The following is a 15158-nucleotide window of genomic DNA, read 5'->3' as shown; positions in this document are numbered from 1 at the left end:
GCCTACTCCGCCGGGTTCGGTGCGCCGATGCCGTCTTCGCGCGCGGCACTCTCGGCGTCGGGTGAGTTGCGCCGCGCCTTCAGCGGCTCCCACCAGGCGTTGAAGGTACCGACGATGCCCTTGGGCAACAGCAGCGTGACCAGGATGAACAGCGCGCCCAGCATGAACAGCCAGTACGGCGCGAGCGGCCCCGAGGTGAAGAACGTCTTGGCATAATTGACGACGACGGCGCCGAGCGCCGCGCCGACCAGCGTGCCGCGGCCGCCGACCGCGACCCAGATCACCGCCTCGATCGAGTTGGCGGGCGCGAACTCGCTCGGATTGATGATGCCGACCTGCGGCACGTACAGCGCACCGGCGACGCCGGCCATGCACGCCGACAGCGTGAACACGAACAGCTTGTAGGATTCGACACGATAGCCAAGGAAGCGGGTCCGGCTTTCGGCGTCGCGCACCGCGATCAGGACCTTGCCGAGCTTCGAGGTCACGATCGCGCGGCAGATCAGGAACGCGATGATCAGCGCAAGGCAGCTCAGCAGGAACAGCGCCGCGCGGGTGCCTTCGGCCTGCACGTTGAAGCCGATGATGTCCTTGAAGTCGGTCAGCCCGTTATTGCCGCCGAAGCCGAAATCGTTGCGGAAGAACGCCAGCAGCAGCGCATAGGTCATCGCCTGCGTGATGATCGACAGATACACGCCGGTGACGCGCGAGCGGAAGGCGAGCCAGCCGAAGCAGAAGGCGAGCAGACCCGGCACCAGCAGCACCATCAGTGCGGCGAACCAGAACTGGTCGAAGCCGTACCAGTACCAGGGCAGCTTGCTCCAGTTCAGGAACACCATGAAGTCGGGCAGGATCGGATTGCCGTAGACGCCGCGGCTGCCGATCTGGCGCATCAGGTACATGCCCATCGCGTACCCGCCGAGCGCGAAGAACGCCCCGTGGCCGAGCGAGAGGATGCCGCAATAGCCCCAGATCAGATCGATCGAGAGCGCGAGGATGGCGTAGCAGACATATTTGCCCCACAACGCGACCAGATAGGTCGGCACCTGGAACATCGAGCCCTGCGGCAGCAGCAGGTTCGACAACGGGATCAGCACGCCGATCGCGGCGACGATCAGGACGAACGCGGTCGCGGCGCGATCGAGCGAACGGGTGAGGATGTGCGGCGTCATGCTTCCACCGCCCGACCCTTGAGCGCGAACAGGCCGCGCGGCCGCTTCTGGATGAACAGGATGATCAGCACCAGGATCGCGATCTTGCCGAGCACCGCGCCCGCGACAGGCTCGAGGAACTTGTTGGCGATGCCGAGCGTGAAGGCGCCGACCAGCGTGCCCCAGAGATTGCCGACGCCGCCGAACACCACGACCATGAAGCTGTCGATGATGTAGCTCTGGCCGAGATTCGGGCTGACATTGTCGATCTGCGACAGCGCCACGCCGGCAATGCCGGCGATCCCCGAGCCGAGACCGAAGGTCAGCGCGTCGACGCGCGAGGTGGCGATCCCCATCGAGGCCGCCATGCGGCGGTTCTGGGTCACCGCGCGCATCTCGAGGCCAAGCGCGGTGTAGCGCAGCATCGCCAGCAGGATGGCAAACACCGCGAGCGTGAAGCAGAGGATCCACAGCCGGTTATAGGTGATGGTGATCTGGCCGAGCTCAAAGGCACCGCTCATCCAGGAGGGATTGCCGACCTCGCGGTTGGTCGGGCCGAACGCGGTGCGCACCGCCTGCTGCAACACCAGCGACAGGCCCCAAGTCGCGAGCAGCGTCTCCAGCGGACGGCCGTAGAGGAAGCGGATGATGGTGCGCTCGATCACGACACCGATCAAGCCGGCGACCAGGAAGGCGAGCGGCACCGCGATCAGCAGCGAATAGTCGAACAGCGCAGGATAGCGGCTGCGGATCACCTCCTGCACCACGAAGGTGGTGTAGGCCCCGAGCATCACCATCTCGCCATGCGCCATGTTGATCACGCCCATCACGCCGAAGGTGATGGCAAGCCCAATCGCGGCGAGCAGCAGCACCGAGCCGAGTGATAGGCCGTACCAGGCATTCTGCACCATCGACCACATCGCCAGATTGCTCTGGATCGAGGACACCGCGCTTGCGGCCGCGTTGGCGACCAGCGGCGGCTGGTCGGCGCCGAGGCCGGTGAGCAGCGCCAGCGCCTCCTGATCGCCGCGCGCCTTGACCACGGCGACGGCGTCGAGCTTGTCGCTGTCGGATGCGTCCGACTTGAACAGGATGATGGCGGCGCGCGCCTCGGCGAAGGCCTGCTTGACCGACTTGACGTTCTCCTTGGCGAGCGCAGCCTCCACCGTCGGCAGCAAATTCTCCTCGTGGCTCTTGAACACCGACTGCGCGGCGGCGAGGCGTTTGGCCGGATCCGGCGACAGCAGCGTCAGGCCGCCGAGCGCAGCCTCCACGGTGCGGCGCAGGCGGTTGTTGAGGCGGACGGCGGCGGCGTTGTCAGGCAGCTTGTCGACGGCAGCACCCGTGGCGGCGTCGACGATCTTGCCGTCGGTCCGCGTGATGAAGACCTTCTTGCTGTCGGGATCGGCCGAGAGCCGGCCGTCCTGCAGCGCGCTGATGATGGGCGAGGCCAGCGCATTGCCCGAGGCGGCGACCTCACCGATCGCAGCCTCGGTGTCGGAGAACTCGTCATTGGCGAATTTGGCGACCGAATCCTCGAACGGACCAGCCAGCGCCGGCACAGCAAGGCAGCTCAGCAGCAGGATCGAGAGAAACAGCGCACGAAAACGATCAATACAATTGGCGAACACGTCAGTACCCCGGCAGGAGTGTGAGGAGAAGGCGGCGAGCTGTGCCGCCTTCTCCAGGTTCTTGGATGGTTGTGTTGTGTCGTCGATCAGGTCAGGAGCTCAGGAGCCCTGTTGTCAGGAGCCCTATTGTCAGGAGCCCTGGCCGCCGCACTTGTTGGTCTTGGTGTTGAAGTTGCCGCACTTCTTGCCGACCCAATCGCCGATCAGGTCCTTGGAGCCTTCGAGCTCCTTCGACCAGGCGTCGCCGGCCACCAGGCCCGGGGTCTTCCAGACCACGTCGAACTGGCCGTTGCCCTTGATCTCGCCGATGAACACCGGCTTGGTGATGTGGTGGTTCGGCAGCATCTGCGACACGCCGCCGGTCAGGTTCGGCGCCTCGATGCCGGGAAGCGCATCGATCACCTTGTCCGGATCGGTCGACTTCACCTTCTCGACCGCCTTCACCCACATGTTGAAGCCGATGTAGTGCGCTTCCATGGGATCGTTGGTCACGCGCTTCGGGTTCTTGGTGTAGGCCTGCCACTCCTTGATGAACTTCTCGTTCGCCGGGGTCTTGATCGACTCGAAGTAGTTCCAGGCGGCGAGATGGCCGAGCAGCGGCTTGGTGTCGATGCCGGCGAGCTCTTCCTCGCCGACCGAGAACGCGACCACCGGGATCTCGGTCGCCTTGATGCCCTGGTTGCCGAGCTCCTTGTAGAACGGAACGTTGGCGTCGCCGTTGATGGTGGAGACCACCGCGGTCTTCTTGCCGGCCGAGCCGAACTTCTTGATGTCGGCCACGATCGTCTGCCAGTCGGAGTGACCGAACGGCGTGTAGTTGATCATGATGTCGTCCTGGGCGACGCCCTTCGACTTCAGATAGGCTTCCAGGATCTTGTTGGTGGTGCGCGGATAGACGTAGTCGGTGCCGGCCAGCACCCAGCGCTTCACCTTCTCTTCCTTCATCAGATAGTCGACCGCCGGGATCGCCTGCTGGTTCGGCGCCGCGCCGGTGTAGAACACGTTGCGCTCGGACTCCTCGCCCTCATACTGTACCGGGTAGAACAGGATGTTGTTCAGCTCCTTGAACACCGGGAGCACGGATTTGCGCGACACCGAGGTCCAGCAGCCGAACACGACCGCGACCTTGTCCTTGGTGATCAGCTCGCGGGCCTTTTCGGCGAACAGCGGCCAGTTCGAAGCGGGGTCGACCACGACGGGCTCGAGCTTCTTGCCGAGCACGCCGCCCTTCTTGTTCTGCTCGTCGATCAGGAAAAGGATCGTGTCCTTCAGCGTGGTTTCGCTGATGGCCATGGTGCCCGACAGCGAGTGAAGGATGCCAACCTTGATGGTGTCGTCGGCCGCTTGCGCGGGCGCGAGGGACGAGGACGCAGCCAGACCCAAAACCAGGCCGGCCGTCGCCGCGAGCGCGCGGCGGCGGGTCATCGTCGTTATTTTGTGAGAAAGCTGAGTAAGCATGAAATGTCGTCTCCCTGACGCAGGCGTGGAACGCTGCGAACGGCCGCTTGGCCGCCTGCGGTTAAGGGAATCGCAAGAACTGTGCCACGGTGCGCAGCCCCTGTAAGCCGATGAACCGGTTAGATAATTTCATCGGTTCCGGGCAAATACGGAAGCCGACTGCTCAATCATTGAGCCGCCAACTTGACTGCCGAAAGAGCAATCAGATTATTTTGTAGGCAAAATCGCCGCCTTGGCTAAATTTCCGGCATCGATTTGTGACAGTTTGCGCGATGGTTCAGCGAACTCCGGGCACCAAAGACGGCAATCTCATCTTGAAACCGCCCAGTTCCTGGTCCATATCCTCGCCATGCCCGCGAGAGTCGCGGTGCCTTCGCGAGCTGCGTGTTCAAGCTGCCCCAAGCGGCTTCTGGCTCGCCTTTCAGCTAACCCAGCTTGACGCCCCAGACACGCGGGTGTCCCCGAATGCCTTCACACGCTTCCGGCCGATATGGGCCGGGACGACGACGGCTTTTATGGAAAGAACCACCTTTTGACCTCCTTTCAGGATTTCGGCCTCGCCGATCCCATCGCCCGCGCGCTCCGAGAAGAAAATTATCTCACGCCGACCCCCATCCAGGCCCAGACCATCCCGCTAGCCCTTGCCGGCCGCGACGTCGTCGGCATCGCCCAGACCGGCACCGGCAAGACCGCCTCCTTCGCGCTGCCAATCCTGCACCGGCTGCTGGAGAACCGCGTCCGCCCGCAGCCCAAGAGCTGCCGCGTGCTGGTGCTCTCGCCGACCCGTGAACTGTCCGGCCAGATCCTCGACAGTTTCAACACCTATGGCCGCCACATCCGGCTGTCCTCGACGCTCGCCATCGGCGGCGTGCCGATGGGCCGCCAGGTCCGTTCCCTGATGCAGGGCGTCGAGGTGCTGGTCGCCACCCCCGGCCGCCTGCTCGATCTCGTGCAGAGCAACGGCCTGAAGCTCAACCAGGTCGAGTTCCTGGTGCTCGATGAAGCCGACCGCATGCTCGACATGGGCTTCATCAACGACATCCGGAAAATCGTCGCCAAGCTGCCGATCCGGCGCCAGACGCTGTTCTTCTCGGCCACCATGCCCAAGGACATCGCCGAGCTCGCCGAGGCGATGCTGCGCGACCCGGCCCGCGTGGCGGTGACGCCGGTGGCCTCGACGGTGGATCGCATCGCCCAGCGCGCGATCCAGGTCGATTTCGCGGCCAAGCCGACGGTTCTCGCCCAGTTGCTGAAGCAGGAGCCGGTCAACCGCGCCCTGGTCTTCACCCGCACCAAGCACGGCGCCGACAAGGTGGTGAAAAGCCTTGCCAAGGCCGGCATCGAGGCCAATGCGATCCACGGCAACAAGTCGCAGAACCACCGCGAGCGCACGCTGGCGGCGTTCCGTTCCGGCGAGATCCGCACGCTGGTGGCGACCGATATCGCCGCCCGCGGCATCGACGTCGACGGCGTCAGCCACGTGGTGAATTTCGACCTGCCCAACATCCCGGAGACCTACGTCCACCGCATCGGCCGCACGGCACGCGCCGGCGCCGACGGCGTCGCGATCTCGCTGATCGCCGGTGCCGAGGAGATGGGCTATCTGCGCGATATCGAGCGGCTGATCCGGATTACCGTGCCGCGGGAAGACCGCCGCACGCAAGGCAGCTCCTCTGGCGGCCGCGAGGCCGCCGGGCCGGCGCAGGCCACCCACCCGCACCGGGGCGGCCGCTCTGCGCCCCGTGCGCATAATGTCCGTGGGAATGAGGCCGCTCCGGGCGCAAAAGGCCCTCGCCGCCGCCGCCGTCGAGGTGGTAATAATGGCGCGCCGCAGACGAGCCGGGGCGAGTCGCCGCGTCCGTCGCAGGCCGGCAACAGCGAAGGCATTCAGGGCGTCGCCTTCTTGCATCGCGAGAGCCGGCCGAATCCGCAATCCAACCGCAACAACCGACCGAAGCACTAGCCGTCGCTCGATCTGGAGAAACATATGGCTAAGGAAGAGCTGATCCAGTTCGAAGGACTGGTGACCGAAATCCTCCCCGACGCTCGTTACCGGGTGCAACTCGATGCCGGGCACGAGATCGTCGCCTACACCGCCGGCAAGATGAAGAAAAACCGCATCAAGACGCTGGCCGGCGACCGCGTTACGATCGAAATGTCGCCCTACGATCTCGAAAAGGGGCGCCTGATCTTCCGGCACAAGGACGAACGTCCGAGCGGCGCGCCCGGCGGCCCGCCGCGGGGCGGAGCCCAGCGCGGCGGCCAGTTCCGCCGCCGATAAGCGGGGTATTGCAACCGCTGCGGGCATGACGTCCTGATGTCCTGCGCACAATTGGCCGGCGGCTGCGCCGGCCAAAAAATCGCGCACGTCAGGATTGTTTTCAGGATTGTTTTGAAGCCTTCTATCGAATAATATCCTACCCATCGATTTTCGGCCGGACGACATTAGCCAATACCGGTACAGCCGGTTCAGACGCTGACGACCCTTCCAAAAATTCGATCTCACCACCCCGCCGATCAGCGGGTCTTGAACTTGTATATCTGAGAAGGGACTACCCACGTGAGCATGGGAACCGTGAAGTGGTTTAACGCGACCAAGGGCTACGGCTTCATCCAGCCGGATGAAGGCGGGAACGACGTGTTCGTGCACATCAGTGCAGTCGAGCGCGCCGGCCTTGGCACTCTGCGTGAAGGCCAGAAGATCTCCTACGAGATCGTGGCTGACCGCCGTTCCGGCAAATCCTCGGCCGACAATCTGCGCGCCGCCGGATAAGCCGATTTCCCGGGAGCGCGAAGCTCCAGGAAATTGTCGCTAAAGCATCAAGGGCCGCACCTTCGGGTGCGGCCCTTTTTGTCTGGATTGCCAACCGGCGTCCGCGTCGTTCGAAAGCTCTAGAGCTTTTCCCGTTCCGATGGAATCGGAACGGGGCTCTAGATTCTTGTTTTGACGCGTTTTCTCCACGCGAACCGGTATCCACTTCGCTCGAAAACGCTCTAATAGGTCGAGCAGGTCGTCGGCATCGTGGCAGACGTTGGGGCGTAGAACACGCAAACCGACTGCCGCGGCCTTGTGAAGGCGACATCGGTGAGATTGATGCCGCTCTTGGCCATCACATAGCCGACCGTCGGAACGTATTTGTAGCTGACTTCGCTGAAGATCAGATATGTGCCCGCAACCAGCAGCGCCGCCGGAACGACGCTGGTCACGACATCACCCTGGCTGCGGCTCGAGGCCGTCAATGTGGCCTGGGTGGCGCCCGTGGCCATCACCCCCGCCTTGCTCCACTGGATCCGCGCGACCTTCGAGGCATCGACGTAGATTTCCGACAACGTGACCTTGGTCGGCGTCGGATCGTACGGCGTCATGATGCCGACGCTGGCACTGAAGAAGTTCTGCAGGTCGGCATCCACCACCTGCGTCGACTGCGAGGTCAGGTCCGACGCGGCGCGCGCCATAAGCGTGACCTTGCGGTCGACCGCGACACCGGATGAAAACTCGACGGTGCCGAAGAACAGCACCAGCATCAGCGGCAGGACGAAAGCGAACTCGACGGCAGCAAGGCCCCGGCGGTCATTGCAGAGGGCCACGACGGAGCGCAGCAAGGCCGCTGCCTGGGTTTTCATGACGTTGCTCATGAGCATGTCGCCCCGGCGGTCCCGGATGGCTCGTTCTTGAATGTCGCGGTCGCGGTCAGCAGCCGCTTGCCATTGGCGAGGTTGGCGACATTGAAGCCAAGCTTGGTGACGAACAGCGGCCACTGATAGAACAGCCGGACCACCACGACGTCGCCGTCCTTGCCGGGACACCATTTCATGGCCGGAATGAATGCGTTGTTGGAATCGATTGGAGGCGCGATGTTGACGCTGCTGAAGCCCGTCGCAGCGGGATAGCTGCGCACGTCGACCGATATGCCGTTGGCGCAATCGAACAGCGGGTTGACCTGGCCGCAGACGAAGTCCTTGAACTGCTGCTGGGTATAGCTGGCGCCCTGCGCCTGACCGGTCATGATCATGCGCGCCGAATCCTGCGTCACCGTCTCCAGCACCTGGCTCGCAAAGAAGATCATCGCCACTTCGATGATCGCAAACAGCAGTCCGAAAAACAGCGGCGCGACCATCGCGAATTCGACCGCGGTCGCGCCACGGCGGTTTCTGCGAAAGCGATGGAGGAGGCGCGTGAAAGAATGAGCGGGTAGCGGCATCAACGACCCCGGATCAACATAGCGGCAACAACTACCCAAGACTCATTGTCGAAGTATTTCGCCGGATCGAGACAGGGCGACCCGATCCGTCAGGCTTTTCTTAACCATGTCGGATGAACCGCCCGCGGCCGGCGGCTGCCCCGGCGTGTGAAACGCCGGCGCGGACACGCGCTAGTTCTGCGGCTTCGCGACCGCGCCCGAGCCGGAGGCCTGGCTGTTGAGCGAGCCGGCCTGGTCCATGGTCGACTTGAAGTAGGTCTCGCCGTCGCCGAGGGTGATGCGGCGCTGGCAGACCGGCATGCAGCTGTAGGTCTCGCGATCGACGCCGCGATAGACGGTGACAAGCTGGTCGGTCGGACCTTCGACCTGGATCTGGCGATCCACCAGCACCTGGCCGGTGCGGTCGAGTGCGATGAAGTTGGTCGCGCCGTAGCCCTTGCCGGTCACGACGACAACGCCGCCATTCTGCAGGGTGACGTCGGCGATCAGCGGGTTGCCGACCACGATGGTGGAAATGCCGCCGGGCAGCTTGACGAGCTTGGCCTGATCGACATTGACCGCAATCCGGTCCGGATCCGGCGCGGCCGTTGCGAATGCGGGCCACAGCAGAACGGCTGCGGCCAGCGAGATGAATCCAATGCGCGCGACGGCGCCAATACGCTGGAATTGAAACGACATACCTTACCCCGGGACGTTAACAAGCCGGCAAAAGCGATACGCAGCGGACCGGCGCCCGACGCAGGCAAATCTGACGGCAATTCATTTAAGAAGAGCAAAAATCGACCGCTGAATTGCGCGGATGTCACGACTTCCGGAACGGATCGACCAACGGCCCGGTGATCCCGCGGAAAAACGCCCCCGCGGGGACCGCCGCCTAGCCGGCACCACGCACATGCACCACCACGCGATCGTCGGCGTAGAGGCGCTGCCATCCATCGATGTGATCGAGAAACTTGGAGGCGGGCGTTGCTGGATCGAGCATCACCGCATCGATTCTGTAGGTCTTGAGCAGGTCGAGGAAGCCGTTGACGTCCTTGAGCTGGAGCGCACGGTAATACGTCATCTCGAATTTCTCGCCGTAAAGCTCGGCACGGCCGTCGACGAACACCGGCACCTGGCGCCAGATCAGATAGCCGCCGAACTGCAGATCATTGAGCACGCGCTGCACGTTTTGCGCCTTCAGCGCGTCGACGGCGGCAGCGGGCGAATGGATCGTCGGCGGCGACATGTCCCGACGCGCCGCGATGAACCAGGTCGCGGCGCAGAGCACGGCGATCAGCATCACGGCCGGCGTGGCCTTCAGCCGGACCACGCTTGCGGCACGCAGGCCGAACTGGGTTGCCACCGGCGTCAGCACAGCCAGCGGCAACAGCAGGGCGAAGAGCTCGAGATTCCTGACATGGGATAGCGCCATGTGCAGCAGGCCCAGCGCCAGGGCGATCCGCGGCAGCGGCAGCTTCACCCCGCAATAGAGCGCCCCCCCGATCAGGCCGAGAATGGTCAGTTCGAATGCATCGACGTGGCTGAAACTCGCCGGCATCCACTCCGTGATGAGATGCAGCAGTTCACCGAGGCTGAGAATCTTCAGCGAGGCGAGGATCGTTCCCCAGCCATAGGGCGTCACGCAGCACGCGGCCAGCGCGCCGAGGCCGAATGCGGCCCAGCGCAGCGCCAGCGGCAATCTTTGCGCCGGCGCGGCGTTCCACAGCGCATCGAGCGCGAAGGCGCCGGCCAGCACCAGGCCAAACAGAAAGCCGCCATGCAGATTGGCCCAGAGCGCGATCAACGGCAGCAGCCAGAACGAGGGGGCCTCGCGGCGTTCGCTGGCGACCATCAGGCCGTTCGCCCAGACCATCATGATCGGCAGCGCAAGCACATGCGGACGGGCCAGCAGATGCGCGCATGTCAGCACCAGCGCCGCCAGCGCGATCAGGCTGGCGTAGATCGCCGGCAGCGCGCGGCTGAGGATGGCGGTGAGCAGCGCGAAGGTGGCGGCACCGCAAGCCGCGGCCAGCACCGCAGGCCCGGTCCACCCGGCAAGGTCGTAGGCCTTCGCGAACAGGACCTGCGCCAGCCACGACGACGACACCCAAGGCTCACCCGCTTTGGTGAAGGAATAGATATCGACCGACGGCAATGCGCGGTGGTCGAGGATCCACCGGCCGACGGCAATCTGCCAGTAGGTGTCGGAATCGGCGAGCAGCCTGTCGCCGACGACCAGCAGCAACGCATAGACGCCGCACGCCATCCAGAACCAGGCCGGGACTTCGGCGAACACCGAGGCCCGCGCCTGTGGGATGGTTGCGGTCTCAGCACTCATGCGCGCGCAGTCCGGTCAATGACGGAACGGATAGGCCAGCTGTCCGCCGATTTCGGCCGGCACGCCCTGCTCGGCGTCGACGCCGTAATCATCCGGAAGCTTGCCTTCGGGCATGCGGAATGTCCCGAACAGAATGTCCCAGAGCGGAAACGTGCCGGCGAAATTGGTGTCGCCACCCTCCTCGAGCGCGGTGTGATGCCAGCGATGAAACACCGGCGTGGCGATCACATATTTGAACGGGCCGAGCGTCCAGTTCAGGTTGGCGTGCACGAAGGCGGAATGGAATGTGGTGAAGGGACCGACCCACAGCATGATGTTCGGCGAGATGCCGGCCATCAGCAGGATCACGTCGACCGAGATCGTACCGATCAGCAGATTGACGGGATGGAAGCGCGCCGCCGAGATCCATTCGAGATCCTCGGAGGAATGATGAATGGCGTGGTACTTCCAGAAGCCGCCGCCGTGAAACATCCGGTGCAGCCAATACAGCATGAAGTCGGAGGCGACCAGGAAGATGATCGATTGCAGCCAGAGCGGCAGCTGCGCCAGCGGGCCGTGTCCGTTCTCGTAGAACGAGATCAGCTCGTCGGCACCGTGCACATCGAACACCGCGGCCGCGCCCACCACCAGCAGCCCGATCCGCAGCACGCGGGCGAATACCGGCACGAAGAACCAGTAGCAGATGTCCGTGACCAGCTCGCGCTTCTGCCACCACGGCTTGCCGGGATTGCAGGCCCAGAAGTGGGTCAGCACCGTGAAGAACAGCGCGAGGCCGATCGTGATCGGCACCACCCTCATCATCGTCTGGCCGAGCATCTCGATGACTTCGATCGGAAGGGTGGACATGGCAGCCTCATACTACGGAAGCCCCATGGGTATAGATGTGCGCTTAAGGAGCCGTGAATGGGCGCCGGACGCCGGGTCGCAGCAACAATCTGCAATTTGAGCGGACCGTTTAATGCCAAATTTACTGTGCGCAACATCAGCGGGTTCCCGCAGAGTTTATGCGATCAAATTAACTGCGCCGAAATCGTCCAACACTAGGGTGCCGCAATGGTCACGGTGCTGAGAACGCCGGCGAGACCAAATCTAGTTCGACCAGCCACGTGTACACAGGAGTGATTTTATGAAGAACCTCGTTTCGCGCTTCGTGAAGGACGAATCGGGCGCGACCGCCATCGAGTACGGCCTGATCGCCACCGGTATCGCCATCGCGATCATCGCTGCAGTCAACGGCGTCGGCACGAAGCTCTCGGGTACCTTCAACTCGATCTCGGGCTCGCTGAAGTAAGCCGGCTTCGACGAATTCGCATCAAAGGTCCCGGCAATCCCGGGACCTTTGCTATTTGTCGGGGGCCGATCGGCAGCCTCTGTTGAAGGTGCCGGCAATCCTTTTCCGATTGTTCACCATTGGCCGCTAGCGTCGGGTCTCGACCGCAGCTCCAGCTTGACGGCATGAATTCATGATCCTCGACATCGCACGCTTGATGCTGTTTCCGGCCCTGATGGCCTTTGCGGCGGCGAGCGATCTCCTGACCATGACGATCCCGAACCGGATTTCGCTGGCGCTGGTGGCGGGCTTCTTTGTCCTGGCGCCGCTGACCGGGATGGCCGTCCACGAGATCCTCACCCATGCCGGCGCAGGCGCGCTGGTTCTGGTGGTGGCGTTCGGCATGTTCGCGATGGGCTGGGTCGGCGGCGGAGACGCCAAGGTCGCGGCCGCCGCCAGCCTGTGGTTCGGGTTCGAGCACCTGCTGCCCTATCTGGTCTTTGCCTCGCTGTTTGGCGGTGCGCTGACCGTGCTCTTGCTGCAGCTGCGGCAATGGCCACTGCCCTACCCGCTCGCGTCCCAGGCCTGGCTCAGCCGCCTGCACGACAAGCAGACCGGAATTCCCTACGGCATCGCACTCGCCCTTGGGGCCCTCCTGATCTATCCCGAGACGGACTGGATCAAGACGATCGATCTCGCGCACTTCGCCATGCGCTGAGAAAGCAGCGGTAACCGCCCGTTAAGGCGATTTAGATACGCCTCATTAACCATGCTTTGACGAATAGCTGGTCAACTCCCATCACGGCGGCGGCAGCGTCGCGGCGTCATGTGGAAAGTGAAGCGTAATGGATAAGGCCCGCATTCTGGTCCTGGCAATTGCAGGCTGCGCCGGCCTTGCGGCGCTTTATTTGGCGAGCGGAAGCGACGACAAGCCGGCGGCTCCTCCGCCAGTTGCGCAGCTGCCGACCGTCGACATCCTGGTCGCGCGCTCGGACATCGGCCTCGGCCAGGCAGTGAAGGCCGAAGATCTGCAGTGGCAGACCTGGCCGGCGGCGACCGCCAGCGCCAGCTTCATGCGCAAGGACAGCCACGCCGACGCCATCAAGGACGTCACCGGCTCGATCGCGCGCGCCCCGTTCATCCAGGGCGAGCCGATCCGCGAGCAGAAGCTCGTCAAGGCCGACGGAAGCGGCTTCATGGCCGCGATCCTGCCGACCGGCATGCGGGCGGTATCGACTGAAATCTCTCCCGAGACCGGTGCCGGCGGCTTCATCCTGCCGAATGACCGGGTCGACGTCCTGCTGTCGAAGCGCGACAAGAATCCCGACCGCAACGGCGCCGACATCGTCAATTCCGAGGTCATCCTGACCAATATCCGCGTCCTTGCGATCGACCAGGCGCCGAAGGAGAAGGACGGCACCAACGCACTGATCGGCAAGACCGTGACGCTGGAGCTGAAGCCTGACCAGACCGAGACGCTGGCGCGCGCGCGCCAGAGCGGCGTCCTGTCGCTGGCGCTGCGCAGCATCGCCGATAACAACGGGACCGACGTCAGGACCGAAGACAACCACCAAAGACGCGGTGAGACGATCAACGTCATCCGCTTTGGCGTTGCCAACCAGGCAACGATGCAGAAGTGACCATGAGGACACAGGTGATGAAGGGCGGGGCAACTCAACGGACGATGCGGGCCTTCATGGTCCGCGCATTGTCGTTCTCGGCCGTCGCGGCGCTCACGCTCAACCCGGCACTGACGCCGGTGGTGGCGGGCGACTACCGCGCCGCTCCCGCCGCGGCCGACGGCCAGATGAACGCCCGCTTCCTCTCACTCGGCGTCGGCAAATCGGTGGTGATCGATCTGCCGAGGGACATCAAGGACGTGCTGGTCGCCGATCCCAAGATCGCCAATGCCGTGGTCCGCTCGGCGCAACGCGCCTACATCATCGGCGCGACGGTCGGCCAGACCAACATCGTGTTCTTCGACGCCGCCGGCCAGCAGATCGCGGCCTATGACATCGCGGTCAAGCGCGACCTCAACGGCGTGCGCGCGGCCCTGCGCGCAGCGCTGCCGAATGCCGATATCCAGATCGAGGGTGTCGGCGAGGGCGTCATGCTGACCGGAAACGCGGCGAGCCCGATCGAAGCGCAGCAGGCCGGCGAGATCGCCACGCGGCTGGTCGGCAGCGCCGACAAGGTCGTGAACTCCATCACGGTTCGCGGCCGCGACCAGGTGATGCTGAAGGTGACAGTCGCCGAAGTCTCGCGCAGCCTGATCAAGCAGCTCGGTATCGACCTCACCGCGAACCTCAACTACGGCACCACCGTGGTGAAGTTCACCAACAACAACCCGTTCACGGCGAACAACGCACCGCTGGTGCCCGGTAACGCCCTCACCACATCGTTCGGCGCCGCTCCATCGGTGTCGGCGACGCTACGCGCCATGGAAAGCGCAGGCGTGGTGCGGACGCTCGCCGAGCCGAACCTGACTGCGATCTCCGGCGAATCGGCGACCTTCATCTCGGGCGGCGAGTTTCCAATTCCGACCGGCGTGACCTGTCAGACGACGACGGGAGGCGCGATCGGGAATTGCGTTCAGACCGTCAGCTTCAAGAAATTCGGTATTTCGCTCAACTTCACGCCCGTGGTGCTGACCGAGGGACGGATCAGCCTGCGCGTGATGACGGAAGTGTCGGAAGTCTCGACCGAGAACTCGCTGACCGGCGGCGCCGGCGGAACAACGATCCCCTCGATCAAGACCCGGCGCGCCGAGACCACGCTGGAAATTCCCTCGGGCGGCTCGATGGCGATGGCCGGCCTGATCCAGGACCAGACCAAGCAGGCGATCAATGGCCTTCCCGGACTGGCGTCGCTGCCGGTGCTCGGAACGCTGTTCCGCAGCCGGGACTTCGTCAACAACCAGACCGAAATGATGGTGCTGGTGACGCCCTATGTCGTTCGCGCGGTGGCGCAGAAGGACCTGTCGCGTCCGGATGACGGCTTCGCCAACGCGTCCGATCCGCAGGCCGACCTGCTCGGCAGCATCAATCGCGTCTACGGCGTGCCCGGCCGCACCGAGCCGGCGCGGAATTACCGCGGCACTTACGGCTTCATTACGGACTGAGGCGG

General features: G+C 64.0%; 15 protein-coding genes. 7 read left to right on the top strand and 8 right to left on the bottom strand.

From position 1 onward, the window contains the following. Positions 1-2 precede the first annotated feature (2 nt). From urtC to urtA, 3 genes are all read right to left on the bottom strand, one after another. A complete protein-coding gene (gene urtC / locus ACVIHF_RS39135) occupies positions 3-1172 on the bottom strand; it encodes an urea ABC transporter permease subunit UrtC (RefSeq protein ID WP_456793602.1) in 1170 nt (389 codons plus the stop codon). Next, positions 1169-2767 (bottom strand): urea ABC transporter permease subunit UrtB, encoded by a 1599-nt coding sequence (urtB, locus tag ACVIHF_RS39130; RefSeq protein WP_375167117.1) that lies wholly within the window; start codon positions 2765-2767, stop codon positions 1169-1171. The genes urtC and urtB overlap by 4 nt, the downstream gene beginning before the upstream one ends. A gap of 144 nt (positions 2768-2911) precedes the next feature. Continuing rightward, positions 2912-4207 carry an urea ABC transporter substrate-binding protein gene (gene urtA / locus ACVIHF_RS39125; protein ID WP_371852088.1) on the bottom strand — a complete coding sequence of 432 codons (1296 nt, stop codon included), beginning with the start codon at positions 4205-4207 and terminating at the stop codon, positions 2912-2914. Between the two features lie 523 nt (positions 4208-4730). Here urtA and ACVIHF_RS39120 point away from each other — a divergent pair. From ACVIHF_RS39120 to ACVIHF_RS39110, 3 genes are all read left to right on the top strand, one after another. Next, complete coding sequence (locus ACVIHF_RS39120; RefSeq protein ID WP_430641161.1) at positions 4731-6203, top strand: DEAD/DEAH box helicase; 1473 nt, start codon at positions 4731-4733, stop codon at positions 6201-6203. 24 nt (positions 6204-6227) lie between these two features. Beyond that, positions 6228-6521 (top strand): translation initiation factor IF-1, encoded by a 294-nt coding sequence (infA, locus tag ACVIHF_RS39115; RefSeq protein ID WP_016842649.1) that lies wholly within the window; start codon positions 6228-6230, stop codon positions 6519-6521. A 279-nt stretch (positions 6522-6800) separates the two neighbouring features. Continuing rightward, positions 6801-7013: a cold-shock protein gene (locus tag ACVIHF_RS39110; RefSeq protein ID WP_016842648.1), complete on the top strand. Its 213-nt coding sequence runs from the start codon at positions 6801-6803 to the stop codon at positions 7011-7013. A 221-nt stretch (positions 7014-7234) separates the two neighbouring features. Here the strand turns inward: ACVIHF_RS39110 and ACVIHF_RS39105 are convergent, their stop codons facing one another. From ACVIHF_RS39105 to ACVIHF_RS39085, 5 genes are all read right to left on the bottom strand, one after another. Continuing rightward, positions 7235-7864 (bottom strand): TadE/TadG family type IV pilus assembly protein, encoded by a 630-nt coding sequence (locus ACVIHF_RS39105; protein WP_225645084.1) that lies wholly within the window; start codon positions 7862-7864, stop codon positions 7235-7237. Positions 7865-7872: 8 nt separating this feature from the next. Beyond that, positions 7873-8442, bottom strand: a complete 570-nt coding sequence (locus ACVIHF_RS39100) for a TadE/TadG family type IV pilus assembly protein (RefSeq protein WP_225161336.1) — start codon at positions 8440-8442, stop codon at positions 7873-7875. 171 nt (positions 8443-8613) lie between these two features. Then, positions 8614-9120 carry a pilus assembly protein N-terminal domain-containing protein gene (locus ACVIHF_RS39095; RefSeq protein ID WP_456793601.1) on the bottom strand — a complete coding sequence of 169 codons (507 nt, stop codon included), beginning with the start codon at positions 9118-9120 and terminating at the stop codon, positions 8614-8616. Between the two features lie 196 nt (positions 9121-9316). Then, positions 9317-10762 (bottom strand): hypothetical protein, encoded by a 1446-nt coding sequence (locus ACVIHF_RS39090; protein ID WP_456793600.1) that lies wholly within the window; start codon positions 10760-10762, stop codon positions 9317-9319. Between the two features lie 15 nt (positions 10763-10777). Further along, positions 10778-11608 (bottom strand): sterol desaturase family protein, encoded by an 831-nt coding sequence (locus tag ACVIHF_RS39085; RefSeq protein ID WP_026192176.1) that lies wholly within the window; start codon positions 11606-11608, stop codon positions 10778-10780. A 280-nt stretch (positions 11609-11888) separates the two neighbouring features. On the opposite strand from ACVIHF_RS39085, the gene ACVIHF_RS39080 reads away from it, so the two are divergent. From ACVIHF_RS39080 to ACVIHF_RS39065, 4 genes are all read left to right on the top strand, one after another. Beyond that, the gene (locus tag ACVIHF_RS39080) at positions 11889-12053 is read left to right on the top strand and encodes a Flp family type IVb pilin (protein WP_016842642.1); all 165 of its coding nucleotides are present in this window, start codon (positions 11889-11891) and stop codon (positions 12051-12053) included. Positions 12054-12225: 172 nt separating this feature from the next. Continuing rightward, entirely contained in the window at positions 12226-12750 is a 525-nt protein-coding gene (locus tag ACVIHF_RS39075; protein WP_310882015.1) for an A24 family peptidase, read from the top strand. A gap of 127 nt (positions 12751-12877) precedes the next feature. After that, positions 12878-13672, top strand: a complete 795-nt coding sequence (gene cpaB / locus ACVIHF_RS39070; RefSeq protein WP_225161339.1) for a Flp pilus assembly protein CpaB — start codon at positions 12878-12880, stop codon at positions 13670-13672. A gap of 2 nt (positions 13673-13674) precedes the next feature. Continuing rightward, on the top strand, positions 13675-15153 hold the full coding sequence (locus ACVIHF_RS39065; protein WP_456794166.1) for a type II and III secretion system protein family protein: 1479 nt from the start codon (positions 13675-13677) through the stop codon (positions 15151-15153). The last annotated feature ends 5 nt before the right edge of the window (positions 15154-15158 follow it).

This window comes from Bradyrhizobium sp. USDA 4506, from assembly GCF_054058795.1.
Note: the sequence above shows the minus strand (reverse complement) of the source record. Positions and strands in the feature narration are given on the sequence as shown.